The organism is Streptococcus sanguinis (assembly GCF_019929145.1).
Lineage (GTDB): Bacteria > Bacillota > Bacilli > Lactobacillales > Streptococcaceae > Streptococcus > Streptococcus sanguinis_U.
The window spans coordinates 79772-94899 of record NZ_JAHZOW010000004.1; the positions used below are offsets into that span (position 1 = coordinate 79772).

A 15128-nucleotide genomic window follows, 5' to 3' on the forward strand; every position below is an offset into this window, starting at 1 on the left:
TCTGTTATTTGTCAAATTTTATTCCTTTGCAGCTAGTTCTGCTTTTTCAGCCTCTTTTTGCTGCTGGATTAGCTTAAAGATGACGATGGAAAGGAAGATTAGGCTAATGACTACTGAAAGGAGGATGGAGAAATTCAACCCCGTCATCTGTGCCGAAAGAAGAGTTGAGTCTGAAAAAGAAGAAACTATAATTCCCTTTGATACTACATAAGCATAGGCTGTCGAAATCAAGCCCACAAGAACATCGACAATGTAGATAAGATTAGCCTTAAATATATTTTTCCTAAAAAGGAAGAAAAGAGCTACTATTAAGAGAACGATGTGCCCGTAAAAAAAGAAATTATTGGCTAGCGAATTTGCCACTTCTGCACTCTTGCTAAAATAAGTTGCATACTGGGATTTTGCTGGTTCTTCTATCTGCTTAAGAATGCTTTTCACTCCAGCATCAGAAGAAGTGAACTTGCCAAAAAGTCCCCACAAAGTTCCCACGGTTGACAAGCCCAGCAAAACATAAAGATAAATTGGTTTCTTTTTCATGAACGCCTCCTGTAAAGAAATATTTTCACTTATTATACACCGAAAAGAAAAAGCTGACAAGACCAAGAAGCTTACACCTTTTCAGAAGCCCACACAATAGCTAAATCTTTATTCATATCTTGGACTAAAAAATCAAAGCCGAAACACTGCTGTCTCGGCTTTTGTTTTGATTCAAATTATATTAGCTGTTCAAGTGCCATACTTCTTCTTCGTATTGAGCGATAGTACGGTCAGATGAGAAGAAGCCAGCTTTGGCGATATTGACGATGACTTTGTCCATCCAAGCATCGCGGTCTTCATAGTCAGCCAGCATGCGCTCTTTGACTTGGATATAGTCTTCTAGATCCAGCAGGGTCATGAACCAATCCTTGCTTATCAGTTCATTGTAAAGACGTTCCAAGCGTTCAGCTTTACCAACTGCTAATACTTCATCGCTGACGATAAAGTCAACCAATGGCTTGATAGCTTCACGTGCATAGTACTCACTAGACTTGTAAGCAGATTTTGCGTAGAGGTCAATAACAGTCTCAGAATCTTCACCGAAGATGTAGATGTTGTCTTCGCCGACTAGCTCTGCAATCTCAACGTTTGCTCCGTCCATAGTACCAAGAGTCAAAGCACCGTTAAGCATGAACTTCATGTTACCAGTACCAGATGCTTCCTTAGAAGCTAGGGAAATCTGCTCAGAAATATCACCCGCCGCAATCAAGAAGCTAGACGCTGTAACATTGTAGTTTTCTACCATAACTACTTGCAGGTGTGGAGCTACTTGAGGGTCATTAGCAATCACTTCTGACAAGCAAAGAATGAGGTGGATGATGTCCTGTGCAATTGTGTAAGCAGGAGCAGCCTTACCACCGAAGAAGACAGTGATTGGACGAGCAGGGATGTTACCAGCCTTGATGTCCAGATACTTGTGGATAACGTACAAAGCGTTCATTTGTTGGCGTTTGTACTCATGCAGACGCTTGATTTGGATATCAAAGATAGATTCTGGATTGATTTCCACGCCTTGGGCTTCCTTCAAGTGACGAGCCAATTTACGCTTGTTGTGAGCCTTGATACCTTCCAATTTTTCTTTAACATTTGCAGCGCCAGTGAATTCCAACAAGCCTTCGAGCTTAGTTGCATCATGGTGCCAGTCGCGACCCAGCAACTCATCCAGATAATGAGACAGGCGTGGGTTGGCATGCATGAGCCAGCGGCGGAAAGTAATACCGTTGGTCTTGTTATTGAATTTTTCAGGATAAATGTCGTAGAAGGCCTTGAGCTCAGAGTTTTTCAGGATTTCTGTATGCAGAGCAGCAACCCCATTGACACTGTATCCGTAGTGGATATCCATGTGCGCCATGTGCACACGATCGTCCTCATCAATGATTTGCACTGCTGGATCTGCGTATTTAGCTTTAACTCGCTTGTCAAGCTCTTTGATGATAGGCACCAGGTGCGGCACTACTTCTTTCAAGAATTCCAAAGGCCATTTTTCAAGAGCTTCTGCCAAAATTGTGTGGTTCGTATAAGCAGTCATCTTCTGTACGATGGCAATTGCTTCATCCAGATCCAAACCACGTTCTGTCAAGAGACGAATCATTTCTGGGATAACCAGAGATGGGTGGGTATCATTGATTTGGATGACAGCGTAGTCTGCCAAGTCGTGCAGGTTGCTGCCTTTTTCAATCGCTTCGTCAATAATCAGCTGAGCACCATTTGAAACCATAAAGTACTGCTGGAAAATACGGAGCAATTCCCCTTGCTTGTCACTATCATCTGGATAGAGGAAGAGGGTCAAGTTGCGAGCAATATCTGTCTTATCAAAGTCAATACCGTCTGTAATGATATCCGCATCCACTGAGTCCAAATCAAAGAGACGAAGACGGTTCTTAGTTTCTGTCTTGTAACCAGGCACATCAATATCATAAAGAGTAGATGTCAGGGTGAAGTGAGCAAATGGCACTTGGTAGCTGCGGCTAGAGCGAACCAACCAGTTTTGCTCAGTCAGCCAGAAGTTAGGAATAGTTGTCTGTTCGTTGTTTTTCAAAACCTGTTGGAAGAGACCGAAGTGGTAGTTCAGTCCTACACCATCACCATTGAGACCCAATGTCGCAATAGAGTCCAGGAAGCAGGCAGCCAGACGGCCCAAGCCTCCGTTACCCAGAGACGGCTCCAACTCAACTTCTTCTACTTCGATCAAGTCCTTGCCAGCATCTGCCAACTCTTGCTTCACATCATCGTAAAGTCCAAGATTGATCAAGTTGTTAGACAAGAGTTTACCAATCAGGAACTCTGCTGAGATATAGTAGAGTTTTTTCTTACCAGTGTTGACTGGCTTTTGAGCGCTGGCTAATTTAGTGTAGTTCAAAAGAGCCAGGTAGAGTTCTTCGTTGCTGCAATCAGCAAGATTTTTTGAATAAGTATTTTTGATATAAGTTTGTAAGTTTGACATGATTAATCCCTTCAAGCCTGATTCGGCTGTTCTTTATTCGTTAATTAAATCGGTATTCATACGACGGTAAGTCTTAGTCAAGCTGTAAAGCTCACCTTCGACGATTGGATTCAGCTCTTCAGCTGTCATCCGCCAAGTCCAGTTGCCACCAATTGTGGATGGATAGTTCATCCGTGCTGCACTATCTAATTCCAGCAGGTCTTGCATGGTTGCAATGGCCATAAAGCTGACTGAAGCAAAGATTGTGCGCAGCATTGCATGAGGTACTGTTTCGTACTCCTTGCGGTTGGTGTACTGAGCCATATACTCGCGAGTAGCGTCGTCAATCTCATCCTTGTACCAGCCCAGAACAGTATTGTTATCATGGGTTCCGGTATACATGACTGAGTTGTTTGGCGCTAGATGCGGGCTGTCGATGCTTTCATCGTCAGGATTGAAGGCAAATTGTAAGATCTTCATTCCTGGGAAACCAGTGCGCTCGCGCAGTTCGATCACTTCATCCGTCATAAAGCCTAGGTCTTCTGCGATGATATTCAAATCACCCAAGGCTTCCTTAACTGCTGCAAAGAGCTTGTAGTCTGGACCTTTGACCCACTTACCAGAAGCAGATGTTTCTGAGCCAGCAGGTACTTCCCAGTAAGACTCAAAGCCGCGGAAGTGGTCGATACGGACAATGTCGTAAATCTTGAAGCTTTCACGCAGACGCTCAATCCACCAAGCATAGCCATCTTTGTCCATAGCTTCCCAGTCATAGATAGGATTGCCCCAAAGCTGGCCAGTTTCTGAAAATTCATCTGGCGGACAGCCTGCCACACAAGTTGGCTTGCCAACAGCATCTGTCTTAAAGAAGTGCGGCTGTGCCCACACATCAGCACTATCAGCTGCCACATAGATTGGCATATCTCCGACAATCTCGATGTGATGTTCATTAGCATAGGCTTTTAATCTTAACCACTGCTTAAAGAAGAGATACTGGGTTACACGATGATAAGTTAGCTTGTCAGCCAGCTTCTCACGGTATGAAGCGAGGCTAGCAGCCTCACGGCGGCGGATAGCTTCATCCGGCCACTCTGTCCAAGCTAGATTATCAAAATGCTCTTTGATAGCCATGTACTCAGCGAAAACTTCCAGCCAAGCTGCATTTTGCTTCACAAAGTTCTCATAGTCAGGCAGATCGCCTGCTTTCAAGAAGCGAGCTACTGCTTTTTCCATGATTGGACGGCGAGCATCGAAAATCTTTGCATAATCCACTTTTCTAGGATCATCTCCGAAATCAGCTCCCTTGACATCTGCCTCATCCAGCAAACCTTCTTCTATCAGAATATCAAAATCGATAAAGTAGGTATTTCCCGCAAAAGCAGAGAAAGACTGATAAGGAGAGTCACCATAACTGGTCGTTCCCAGTGGCAAAATCTGCCAATAGCGCTGCTTGGTGCGAACCAAGAAGTCTACAAAATCATAAGCACTTTGGCCAAAAGATCCGATACCGTACTTGCCCGGAAGGGATGAAATGTGCATGAGCACGCCGCTTTGACGTTTTTTCATTTTGTCACCTCGTTATTTTTCCTCTACGCCTTTTCATTTTTACTTAATGCAAACGTTTGCGTCGACTTGATTATAACCTATTTTTTTTTTTAGTGCAAGGGGTTTTTGAGATTTTTTTCAATTTATTGGTTAATAGATATAATGCACTTTTAGGACTCTCCTACTGCCCCAATTGTTTACCGTTTTTCTCTTCTTGCAAGCGTTCTCTTTTTGTGTTAAAATGTTCTTACAAACAGAAAACGTTTGCGTTTACTGAGAAACTGCTTTATACTTGCTTTTTTGACCACAATAGTTAGGCAAAATCACTGATTATGATAGCCATTTTGGGCATAGGTTTGCATGACTCTTAGAAAGCAAGTGCTTCTACTAGTGGGTTTAAAATAGTTGATGTTATAGAAAGGATTTCCAGAAAATGCAGGCCTTTAGGAGGTTTTTATGCGAGTTACTATCAAAGAAGTCGCAAAACTAGCAGGCGTGTCGCCCTCTACTGTGACCCGCGTCGTGCAAAACAAATCAACCATCAGTGAAGAAACCAAAAAACGGGTCCGTGCTGCTATGAAGGAGCTGGACTATCATCCCAACCTCAATGCCAGAAGTCTGGTCAGCCAATCCAGCCAGGTCATCGGCTTGGTCCTGCCGGACGACTCAGATGTCTTCTATCAAAACCCTTTCTTCCCAACTGTATTGCGGGGGATTTCTCAAATCGCTTCTGACTATGACTATGCCATCCAGATCAGCACTGGGCAAGATGAAGAGCACCGCTTGGAAAATCTGAAGCAGATGATTTTGGGCAAGCGAGTTGACGGACTGATCTTCCTTTATTCTAAACAGGACGATCCTTTGGTCGACTTTGCAGTTAGAAACAACTTCCCTTTCCTCATCTTAGGGAAAGCTGTCTCACCTTTCATCTCTCTGGTGGACAATGACAATATCAAGGCTGGCTATGACGCGACCAGATATTTCCTTGACAAGGGCTATCAGAAAATTGCCTTTCTAGCCGGGAATAAGGAGCTGGTCGTTTCTCAGGATCGTTACACAGGCTACAAGCAAGCTCTGAATGAAGCAGAACGGCCTTTGGATGAACGCATTATCAAATTTGCCTTCGGTTTCCTTCTGGAAGACAACAGTTACAAGATTATGGAGGAGCTGCCGCTGGACGAGATTGAAGCCATCGTGACCTCTGATACCTTGGTAGCAGAAGGAGCCCTGCACTATCTCAAAGATCAGGACTACCAGATTCCCATTATCACCTTTGATTCTCTCAAACCGCGCATTGATGTGGATGCTTATATCGATATCAATGCCCTTGAGCTTGGGAAAGAGTCTTTCCGGACCCTCTTCCAAATCATCAAGGACAATAAAGAAGACAAGCAGATCTGCTATCGCCAGCTGATTCCGCATAGCATCAGCACTCGCTAATCCGAGTGCTTTTGCTCATTTATCAAAGATTCACATATCGGCCTTGTCCCAACTCAGGGAAGAGCCTAAACTCAAAATAATTACCCGAAGAGAAACTGACAAAGAAAGAGGAAAAACATGGCCTTTCGTATTTTTCAAGCCTATTTAGATGACGAAAATATCATCACTATCGAACTGGAAAAGAGCTTTGATGCCTATTCCATCCACTTTACACTGGAAGACAAGCACAGCTCCAGCCCTTTAACCATCAAAAACATCAACAATCAGGAAGAGCGGATTATCTACACCGTGTCGGCTAATGAGCCCATTGATCTGACGCAGTCCTACAAGGTCTATGACCAAGACCGCAACCATACCGACCTGCAGTACCGCCATATCGTGAAAAAGCCTATTTTCGATGAGATTTTTGACTATGCAGGCGACGATTTGGGAGCTCAATACAGTCCCCAAGCCACCGAATTCAGACTCTGGGCACCTATTTCTGAAAAAGTCCTCCTGCATCTGAAAGACCAGGTTCACCATCTCAAACGTCTGGATAAGGGAGTCTGGCATACCCGGATTGAGGGAGATTTAGAGGGAGCCTCCTATTCTTATCTCCATAAGATCAATGGCAAGTGGGTAGAAGTCCATGATCCCTACGCCCTATCCTCAGATGTCAATTCGGGCAACAGCTATGTCATCAATCTAGAAAAGATTAAAAAGCCTATCAAACGAGCAAAAACACAGTTGAATCCGACAGAAGCTGTCATTTATGAAATGAGCGTCCGCGATTTCTCTATGCAGAAAGAAATTGGCTTCTCCTATCCCGGGAAGTTTGCCTCGCTGAGCGAATCTCCAGTCGTTCACGGCCAGAAGTTCGGTCTGGACTATCTGAAAGAGCTGGGTATCAGCCATGTGCAGCTCATGCCCGTCTATGACTTTGGCAGCGTTGATGAAAAGCATCCAGAGCTCGTCTACAACTGGGGTTATGATCCTGTCCAATATAATGTCCCAGACGGCAGTTTTGCCAGTGACCCACGAGACCCTTATGCCCGCATCTTAGAGCTACAGGCGGCCATTACTGCCTTCCACAATGCTGATATCAGCGTCATCATGGATGTGGTCTACAATCATGTCTATGATGCCAACAGCTATGCTTTTGAAAAAATCGTGCCCGGCTATTTTTTCCGGCTCAATGATATGGGCTACCGAACCAACGGAACCTTCTGCGGCAATGATGTGGCCAGTGAGAAGGCCATGGTCCGCCGCTATATCAAGCAGTCGGTCAAGCAATGGGTCAGCCTCTATGGCTTTGACGGTTTCCGCTTTGATCTGATGGGGATTTTAGATATCCAAACCATGCAGCAGATAGCTGACGAACTCAAGACGCTCTATCCTAACATCTACCTCTACGGCGAAGGCTGGCAGATGGATACTGGGCTGGCAAGTGAGCAATTGGCCCATCAGTACAATGCTTCCCAGCTGCCAGATTATGGATTTTTCAGCGATCATTTCCGCGACAGTCTCAAGCAGACCATCGCTCAAGGCCGGCAAATCGAGAGCAAGACTCCTGCCAGTCAGCTTGAAAACGTCCTGACAGCCAATGTCGGACTAAAAGGCGAGGCTCACTTCATAGCGCCCCAGCAGGCTATTAATTATGTGGAGTGCCATGACAATGCAACGGTTTTTGATTACTTTGATATCGTCAACCCTGCTATCACCTTGCGGGATCGGCTGGCCAATTCGCGGCTGGCTCTCCAACTCGTCCTGCTGGCTCAAGGTGTTCCCTTTATCCACAGCGGTCAGGAATTTTTCCGGACTAAAAATCTGATTGACAACACCTACAATATGCCCGACGAGATCAATAAACTAGACTGGCTGCGCTCCCTGCATTACACAGAGGATATTGCTTTTCTTAAAAAGCTGATTTCCTTTCGCAGGGCACATCCGCTGCTGCATCTAAAGACCAGCGCCGCTATCAAGCAAGCCTGTCAGGTCAACTGGCTGACAGACAGTCTATTGGAGTACAAAATTCAAGACAGCAAAGCGAGCATGACCATCGTCATCAACTTCAGCAGCCAAGAGGCTGTCTACGAAAATAAAAACAAGCAAAGATTGCATCTCCAGTATCCAGCCATTGATGTCCAAAAACCAATTGCACCGCTAGCTGACAGTTACAACCTAGCTGGCAAGCAGTTGATTGTGTTGAAATAGATTATAAAACATCAGCCAATGAATAAGCTGATGTTTTTGTTTTTTACAATCCCAAATAATCCTCGACTGCTGCCTGCATTTGGTATGCAGCGACCGTCGTTTTGTGACGAACCGGTGCTGTTTCTAAGCCGTCCACAGCTGGTGGAAGGGCTACGCCAGAAAGTTCGTGCAGTTGATCCAAAGCCTCAAAGTCACTGAGTCCTGTTTGACCAGTCACAGCCTCAACAGCCACGACTGGGAATTTATAGGGACTAGCGGTAGACGCGATAACAGTCTTGCGCTGATCACCTGTCTCTGCCAAGTATTTTTGATAGACAGCGGACGCAACGGCTGTATGAGGGTCTTCGATGTAGTCAGATGCTTGATAGACCCGCTTGATTTCAGTTGCTGTTTCTTCTTCCGTCGCATAGTCAGCCGTAAAGAGCTCTAAAATCTCAGCGTCAAAGTCCGTCAGTTCATACTGTCCATGCTCATTCAGAGCCGCCATCAGGGCAGCCGTTTTCTCAGCGCTGTTACCAGACAGATGGAAAATCAAACGCTCCAAGTTAGATGAAACCAAAATATCCATGGACGGGCTAGTCGTCACCTTAAAGCTCCGCTTCTTGTCATACACCTGGGTCTTGAAAAAGTCAGTCAGGACATTGTTCTCATTTGATGCGCAGATCAGCTTGCCAACTGGCAGACCGATTTGCTTGGCATAGTAGGCCGCCAAGATATTCCCAAAATTACCAGTCGGAACTGTAAAGTTGACCTTGTCTCCTACTGTGATTTCTCCCGTCTTCACTAGCTGAGCATAGGCATAGACATAGTAGACAATCTGCGGCACCAAACGGCCAATATTCATGGAATTAGCTGATGAAAACTGCAGTTTGTGCTCCAAGAGACGAGCTCGTAGGTCTGTGTCGTTAAACATGCGCTTGACATTAGTCTGGGCATCGTCAAAGTTGCCGTCAATAGCTACCACATGCGTATTGGCACCTGTCTGCGTCGTCATTTGCAGCTCTTGGACCTTGCTGACACCGTCTTTGGGATAAAAGACGATAATTTCAGTCCCAGGAACGTCCGCAAAGCCTGCCATAGCCGCCTTGCCTGTGTCGCCAGAAGTCGCCGTCAAAATGACAATTTTGTTTTCCAAGCCGTGCTTTTTGGCTGCGGTTGTCATCAGATGAGGCAGGATAGACAAAGCCATATCCTTGAAGGCAATGGTCGCTCCATGGAAAAGCTCTAGATTATACTGACCATCCAGCTTGACCAAGGGAGCAATCGCCGCATCATCAAACTTGCTGTCGTAGGCATGATTGATACAGTTGTCCAGCTCTGCTTCAGAAAAATCATCCAAAAAAGCAGACAAAACCAGCTTGGCTACTTCCTGATATGAAGCATCTTTGAGCTTGGCAAAGTCCAAATCGACCTGCGGATAGGTAATGGGCGTAAAGAGCCCGCCGTCTGTTGCTAAGCCTTGCAGAATCGCCTGGCTGGCTGTTACTCTATTCTTTTCGTCGCGTGTTGATTGATAAACTAAGGTCATTCTCTCTCATCCTTTATCTGTAGTTCGCTTTATTATACCAAAATTTATCAGAAAATTCTCGCTTTTTCACAGAGAATATAAGAAAAAGCCCATTTCTGGGCCTGTTTTCATCTTATTCATTCATAGATACGTGAACATGGTCGTAGTGGTTTTCTGTTACGCTGCCACGATCTGGCATTTGGTTCCAAGTATTAGCTGGTCCATAAACGCTTTCAAATGGTGCATAGAACTGTTGCTGCCAGATAACGTAAGAGATTCCTCTTTCAGTCATGTTAGAAGTAACATCGGCTGCGACCTGGTTTCCTAATTCAGTATTCTCACCAACGATAAAGTCAGCCGCCAAGCCTTTACCATGGTCACCACTATCACCTGGGCGGTAAAGACTAAATTCTGTAATTCCATATTTAGCTGCTATCTCTTCTTTCAGAGCAGCAGTCTGTGGCTGAAGACCGGCATTAGCAGAGTTGTTGGTTGCAACGCTGGCTGCATCTGTTACAGCTGGAGCATTGTAAGTTGTTGGCTCAACAGCGGCAGTTGCTTGACTGACTTGGTCTTGACCTAATTCAGTCACTTCTGGAGCTGCCTCTGCTGGTGCTTCTGGACTTGCAGCTACTGCTGGCTGTGGAGCTGCCTCTACAGGAGCTGCAGCATTGTCTTCCGCAGCTGGCGCTGCTTCACTTGCAACTTCTGCTACTGGGGCAGGAGCTTCTTCAGCAGGCGCTGGTGCTTGGTCTGCTGGAGCCGCAACAGCTTCCTCAACAGCTGGAGCTGGAGTTTCTGCTGCTTGAGCCGGTGCCGCAGGGGCTGCTTGCTCAGTACCAAAAATCTCGTCAGCTGTATAACTTTCTGTTACATATCCTGCGTTATTTCCTGCTTGGTAGCTTTGGATTTCTACAGAGGCAATTTCATTTTGTCCATTTGTTGTAACGGTCAAAACAGTACCTGGGAAAATCAAGTCTGCATTGGCAATTTGATTGATTTTAGCCAATTCAACAAGGTCAATATTCATCGCTTGAGCGATATTTCCCAAAGTGTCTCCATATTGAACAGTGTATGTTTGTTGGTTTTCATTACTAGTAATATCTGCTTTAATTTGCTCAACTGTTCTGGCAGTCCAGTTTTGTGGCTGCTCCTCAGCTTTTGTTGTAAACAAAGGCAATGCTGACAAAGCAACAGTTGAAGCCAAAAGTAATTTCTTATTCATTTTCATTTGCATAATACACCTTCCTAATCATTCATGATACGAAATCCATCTTACCATAAATCTTCTAAGAAAAAAGTCTTTTTCGACCTATTTAACAGAACTGTCTGCCCCCTGTAATATGGAGATTTGTTTGTAACATATAAAAAATGGTAGTAAGCAAAAGAACCCCATTTAGAGAGGTTCTGTTTTTTCTTTTGGACCTATTTAAACTCTTGGTATTCAGCTAAACTAAAACTGACCTAGGCTCTTGGCAAAAAAGAGAAGATTTCCTAGAAGCTGTCGGTTCTTCGTCTATTTTTGCTGTGAATATATCTATTTACTCTGGCTTAGTTCAGCTAAATCGAACTACGGCTAAAAACTCGGAAAAAAGAGAACTGGACTTGGATTCATCGAATCCATCGTCCAGTTCCTATTTTTCAGTCGTTTTTTAACGCCTACGCATCTTATTTCACCTTCATCATTCGGATGAGGCTGGCCCGTTCGGCTTCTTCCAGCTTCATTTCGATGTAGTAGATGGTTTCTTTGAGGTCAGGGATGGTAGCATACTCTAGTCCGTTGACCCGACGGCGGGTTTTCTCGATTTCATCCGCCATGAGCTGGCAGCTTTTTTCAATCTCAGCCAGTCGCAACAGGTCGGGAAGCAGATCGCTCATACTTTCAATGGTTTCATCCATTTGGCTGTTAGAAGCCACATAGCTATAAACCACGTCTCCCTCGTCATCTCCGTAGGGACTGTCAATATGGGCGTGCATCTTGGGCACACGCACACTCATGATATTCTCTGTTTCCACATGCAGATTGACTTCCCGCATGGGCACAGCGAAAATCTCCTCGACCATGAGATCGCTCTCCAGAGCCTTGGCCATGACAAAATCCTGTAGGTGGCCGACCAGAGCGGATTCGACCTTTTGGCGGAGCTGATTATTCTCACGGACAGACTCAATGAAGCGCCGCATCAGCTCATCCCGCTTATCCTTGAGCAGCTTATGCCCACGGACAGCCGTTTTGAGACGGGCTTTTAAGTTATTCAGCTCCATCCGAGTCGGCTTGACATTGAGTCGCGTCATCTTTCTTCCTCCTTGGTCTGCGGCAGGTATTGGTCAATCATATCGTCCTTGATCCGCTTGAGCTCCGTTCTTGGCAAGATGGACAAGAGTTCCCAGCCCAGATCCAAGCTTTCCTCGATGGTTCGGTTGGTCTGGAAACCTTGATTGATGTATTCCTGCTCGAAGCGGTCGGTAAAGCGCACATAGAGCTTGTCCGTTTCGGACAGGGCGGATTCCCCCAGAACGACAGCCAACTCCTTGGCCTGCTTGCCTTGCGCATAGGCGGCAAATAGCTGGTTCATGGTTGCGGCATGGTCACCTCTGGTCTTGCCCTCACCTGAGCCCTTGTCCTTGAGACGAGACAGAGAAGGCAGGACATTGATGGGCGGACGATAGCCACTGTTGTAAAGATCGCGTGAAAGGATAATCTGCCCCTCCGTAATATAACCCGTCAAGTCTGGAATCGGATGGGTAATGTCATCCTCTGGCATAGACAGGATCGGAATCTGCGTCACCGAGCCTTTCTTACCTACCAGACGTCCAGCCCGCTCATAGAGGGTGGACAGGTTAGTATAGAGGTAACCTGGATACCCACGGCGGCCCGGCACCTCGCGACGAGCTGCGGAAACTTCCCGCAGGGCTTCACAATAGTTGGTCATGTCAGTCATGATGACCAGAACGTGCATGTCCTTTTCATAAGCCAGGTACTCAGCTGCTGTCAGGGCAATCCGCGGCGTCGCAATCCGCTCGATAGCTGGGTCATTAGCCAGATTGATAAAGAGCACCGATCGGTCAATGGCTCCTGTCTCCCGGAGGTCATTCATGAAGAACTCGGCTTCTTCAAAGGTAATCCCCATGGCCGCAAAGACCACGGCGAAGTTTTCATCAGAGTTGAGCACGGTCGCCTGACGGGCGATTTGAGCGGCTAATTCCTTATGGGGCAGACCAGAGCCAGAGAATACTGGCAGTTTTTGTCCCCGAACCAAGGTATTGAGGTGGTCGATGGCTGAAATACCAGTCTGGATAAACTCATCCGGATAATCGCGAGCTACTGGATTGATAGCTTGACCGTCAATATCCAGATATTTTTCTGGCAGGATAGCTGGGCCGCCATCAATCGGCTTGCCCATTCCATTGAAAATCCGTCCCACCATGTCTTCTGACACTGGCAGCTCTAGTGGACGGCCGGTGAAGCGAACCTTGGCTTTTTCCAGATTGATACCACTAGATCCCTCAAAAAGCTGGACCATAGCCTTGTCTTCTTGGACTTCCAAGACCTGCCCTTGACGCTTGCTGCCGTCATGAAGCTGGATTTCTACCAATTCATTGAAATGCACACCAGCGACTTGGTCGACAATCATTAGAGGGCCGACGACTTCACTGACGGTGCGGTATTCTTTAATGACGCTCATTGTCTAGTCCTCCTTGGGCAAGAATCTGGTGCAGGGTTTCCTCGATAGTCTGACTCAGGGCCTGAATGTTTTCTAACTGGTCTTCATCGATAAACTTACTGCGGGCAATTCGGTCACGCAGCTCCACTGTTCCTTCCATGATTTCCCGGAAATAAGCTCCAAGCTCCAAGGCACGATTGGCCTCCGCATCGAAAGTCAGGATATTGCTCAATAAAGCCACCTGCTTTTTGAAAGAAGTATAGGTATCAACATCATCAAAGGCATTCTGCTGCAAATAGTCCTCACGAATCATCTTGGCTGCATTCATGGTCAGCCGGTCCTTTTCAGACAAGGAATCCAAGCCTACCAAACGCACGATTTCCTGCAGTTCACTTTCCTTTTGCAGGATATTCATGGCCTTGGTTACCTTCTCAGCCCAAGCAATCTTCTCATGCTGGTCGATATAGGCTCCCACCTCGTCTAGATAGAGCGAGTAAGAGCTCAGCCAGTTGATAGCTGGGAAATGCCGGCGTTGAGCCAGCTGGGCATCTAAGCCCCAGAAAACCTTGACAATCCGCAGGGTATTTTGCGTTACCGGCTCAGAAATATCTCCACCTGGAGGTGATACGGCCCCGATAGCGGTTATAGAGCCTTCTCGCGAAGTCGAACCGAGTGTTTTGACCCGGCCAGCCCGCTCGTAATACTCAGCAATCCGGCTGCCAAGATAGGCTGGATAGCCTTCGTCACCTGGCATTTCTTCCAGACGGCCGGACATTTCCCGCAGTGCTTCCGCCCAGCGAGAGGTGGAGTCCGCCATGATGGCCACGGAATAGCCCATGTCACGGAAGTATTCTGCAATCGTAATCCCAGTGTAAATCGATGCCTCCCGAGCCGCCACCGGCATATTGGAGGTGTTGGCAATCAGCACCGTCCGCTGCATGATGGACTGGCCAGTTGCTGGGTCGATTAGTTCTGGAAATTCATTGAGTACGTCGGTCATCTCATTGCCACGCTCACCGCAGCCGACATAGATAACAATATCAACATTGGCAAACTTAGCCACCTGGTGCTGGACGACAGTCTTACCAGCCCCGAAAGGTCCTGGTACGGCAGCTGCTCCGCCCTTGGTTACTGGGAAGAAGGTATCGATGACCCGCTGACCTGTCACCAAAGGCTCAACTGGAATCAGCTTCTGAGCAAAAGGACGCCCACGACGGACCGGCCATTTTTGCATGAGAGTCCCTTTAAAGACAGAACCGTCCGCCTGCTCAATCTCGTAAACAGTCTCTTCAACAGTGAAACTGCCAGCTGAGATGTTAGCCAAGCGTCCACTGACGCCGACTGGCACCATGATGCGGTGCTCCACCAGATTGGTCTCCTGCACCGTTCCCAGAACATCGCCAGCCTCAACCGCATCTCCGACAGACAGACCTGGAACAAAATCCCACTTAGCCTCTCGATCTAGATTTGGCAATTGGACACCGCGGACGAGGAAATCGCTCGCCGTGATGGTTTGGAAACGCTCCAAAGGCCGCTGAATCCCGTCAAACATCTGAGAAATCAGACCTGGTCCCAGTTCAACAGACAGAGGACTTCCAGTCGTGATGACTGGCTCTCCCGGACCCAAGCCAGAAGTTTCCTCATAAACCTGTATAGAGGCTTGGTCCCGCCGCATTTCAATAATTTCACCGATCAGCCCCAAATCGCCAACTCGGCAGATATCCTGAATATTCGCTTCCTGCATCCCTGATGCCAGCACCAGAGGACCAGAAACTTTGATAATCTTTCCTTGACTCACAATCTTCCTCCATTCTTGGGAGAT

Annotated in this window: 10 protein-coding genes; 2 read left to right on the forward strand and 8 right to left on the reverse strand. The window is 46.7% G+C overall.

Annotated features, from left to right (window positions below):
• Nucleotides 1-18 precede the first annotated feature (18 nt).
• The 3 genes from K1I94_RS09010 to malQ form a co-directional block, all read right to left on the reverse strand.
• Complete coding sequence (locus K1I94_RS09010) at nucleotides 19-537, reverse strand: ABC transporter permease (protein WP_223315117.1); 519 nt, start codon at nucleotides 535-537, stop codon at nucleotides 19-21.
• A 181-nt stretch (nucleotides 538-718) separates the two neighbouring features.
• Entirely contained in the window at nucleotides 719-2980 is a 2262-nt protein-coding gene (gene glgP / locus K1I94_RS09015; RefSeq protein ID WP_002899305.1) for a glycogen/starch/alpha-glucan family phosphorylase, read from the reverse strand.
• Between the two features lie 33 nt (nucleotides 2981-3013).
• Nucleotides 3014-4525: a 4-alpha-glucanotransferase gene (gene malQ / locus K1I94_RS09020; RefSeq protein WP_223315118.1), complete on the reverse strand. Its 1512-nt coding sequence runs from the start codon at nucleotides 4523-4525 to the stop codon at nucleotides 3014-3016.
• A gap of 435 nt (nucleotides 4526-4960) precedes the next feature.
• On the opposite strand from malQ, the gene K1I94_RS09025 reads away from it, so the two are divergent.
• Both K1I94_RS09025 and pulA read left to right on the forward strand, forming a co-directional pair.
• Nucleotides 4961-5944, forward strand: coding sequence for a LacI family DNA-binding transcriptional regulator (locus tag K1I94_RS09025; protein WP_002917860.1), 984 nt, complete (start codon nucleotides 4961-4963; stop codon nucleotides 5942-5944).
• Nucleotides 5945-6061: 117 nt separating this feature from the next.
• Nucleotides 6062-8137, forward strand: coding sequence for a type I pullulanase (pulA, locus tag K1I94_RS09030; protein ID WP_223315119.1), 2076 nt, complete (start codon nucleotides 6062-6064; stop codon nucleotides 8135-8137).
• Nucleotides 8138-8180: 43 nt separating this feature from the next.
• Here the strand turns inward: pulA and thrC are convergent, their stop codons facing one another.
• The 5 genes from thrC to K1I94_RS09055 form a co-directional block, all read right to left on the reverse strand.
• Nucleotides 8181-9665 (reverse strand): threonine synthase, encoded by a 1485-nt coding sequence (gene thrC / locus K1I94_RS09035; protein ID WP_223315120.1) that lies wholly within the window; start codon nucleotides 9663-9665, stop codon nucleotides 8181-8183.
• 112 nt (nucleotides 9666-9777) lie between these two features.
• Nucleotides 9778-10875 (reverse strand): LysM peptidoglycan-binding domain-containing protein, encoded by a 1098-nt coding sequence (locus K1I94_RS09040; RefSeq protein ID WP_223315162.1) that lies wholly within the window; start codon nucleotides 10873-10875, stop codon nucleotides 9778-9780.
• 437 nt (nucleotides 10876-11312) lie between these two features.
• The gene (locus tag K1I94_RS09045; RefSeq protein WP_223315121.1) at nucleotides 11313-11936 is read right to left on the reverse strand and encodes a V-type ATP synthase subunit D; all 624 of its coding nucleotides are present in this window, start codon (nucleotides 11934-11936) and stop codon (nucleotides 11313-11315) included.
• Nucleotides 11933-13327: a V-type ATP synthase subunit B gene (locus K1I94_RS09050; RefSeq protein WP_002902006.1), complete on the reverse strand. Its 1395-nt coding sequence runs from the start codon at nucleotides 13325-13327 to the stop codon at nucleotides 11933-11935. Before K1I94_RS09050 ends, K1I94_RS09045 begins: the two co-directional genes overlap by 4 nt.
• Nucleotides 13314-15104, reverse strand: a complete 1791-nt coding sequence (locus K1I94_RS09055) for a V-type ATP synthase subunit A (protein ID WP_223315122.1) — start codon at nucleotides 15102-15104, stop codon at nucleotides 13314-13316. The genes K1I94_RS09050 and K1I94_RS09055 overlap by 14 nt, the downstream gene beginning before the upstream one ends.
• Nucleotides 15105-15128 lie beyond the last annotated feature (24 nt).

Coding starts and splice junctions, on each gene's coding strand:
- K1I94_RS09010 (WP_223315117.1), bottom strand. CDS start 537: ATGAAAAAGAAACCAATTTATCTTTATGTTTTGCTGGGCTTGTCAACC.
- glgP (WP_002899305.1), bottom strand. CDS start 2,980: ATGTCAAACTTACAAACTTATATCAAAAATACTTATTCAAAAAATCTT.
- malQ (WP_223315118.1), bottom strand. CDS start 4,525: ATGAAAAAACGTCAAAGCGGCGTGCTCATGCACATTTCATCCCTTCCG.
- K1I94_RS09025 (WP_002917860.1), top strand. CDS start 4,961: ATGCGAGTTACTATCAAAGAAGTCGCAAAACTAGCAGGCGTGTCGCCC.
- pulA (WP_223315119.1), top strand. CDS start 6,062: ATGGCCTTTCGTATTTTTCAAGCCTATTTAGATGACGAAAATATCATC.
- thrC (WP_223315120.1), bottom strand. CDS start 9,665: ATGACCTTAGTTTATCAATCAACACGCGACGAAAAGAATAGAGTAACA.
- K1I94_RS09040 (WP_223315162.1), bottom strand. CDS start 10,875: ATGAAAATGAATAAGAAATTACTTTTGGCTTCAACTGTTGCTTTGTCA.
- K1I94_RS09045 (WP_223315121.1), bottom strand. CDS start 11,936: ATGACGCGACTCAATGTCAAGCCGACTCGGATGGAGCTGAATAACTTA.
- K1I94_RS09050 (WP_002902006.1), bottom strand. CDS start 13,327: ATGAGCGTCATTAAAGAATACCGCACCGTCAGTGAAGTCGTCGGCCCT.